Below are 638 nucleotides of genomic sequence, written 5' to 3'. Positions count from 1 at the left end.
CTATGGCGTGCTTGAAGGCGATTACATGGCGTTCACCGTCACGTTGGACCAGCCATCGGCCGCGTCGGTTACCGTCAACTATCGTTTCCTGACCGGCAATGGCCTTGGCACCGCAAGCGACCAGAACACCAGCTGGTCGGGTGACATGGGCGATATCTACCAACTGACCTTCGCACCAGGCCAGACCACCAAGACCGTACGCATTTACGCACCAAGCGATTCGCTGGATGAGGTCGACCAGAGCCTGACAATGGAACTGTTCGATCCCACCAACGCCGAACTGGCAGGCGGCGGCCCGGCCTTGCGCTCGATGGGCATCGTGCTCGACGACGATGGTTCCGGCTCGAACCTTGCCGTGCTGGTCGGATCACCGATCGTGTACGAGAACGACAGCGGCACCAGCATGGCGCGTTTCGAAGTGCGCCTGTCACGCCCGCACACCGCAGACCTTGCGCTGACCTACAGCACCATCGATGGCTCCGCCACCGCTGGGCAGGATTACACCGCCACCTCCGGCACGCTCAACCTTGCCGCCGGGCAGGTCGTCGGCTTCATCGACGTTCCCGTTACCGGCGACAGAACCATCGAAGCCACCGAAACCTTCTTCCTCAAGATCACTCCGCCTGCCGCAGCACCTT

1 protein-coding gene is annotated in these 638 nt (G+C 61.9%); it reads left to right on the top strand.

The window, feature by feature from the left end; all coding sequences use genetic code 11:
• Positions 1-25: 25 nt before the first annotated feature.
• The coding region (locus HGI47_RS22130; RefSeq protein ID WP_240950385.1) for a Calx-beta domain-containing protein at positions 26-638 on the top strand (613 nt) is incomplete at its 3' end.

This window comes from Novosphingobium sp. ERN07 (assembly GCF_012641335.1).
Classification (GTDB): Bacteria; Pseudomonadota; Alphaproteobacteria; order Sphingomonadales; family Sphingomonadaceae; genus Novosphingobium.
This window is presented reverse-complemented; position numbering and strand designations above follow the sequence as displayed.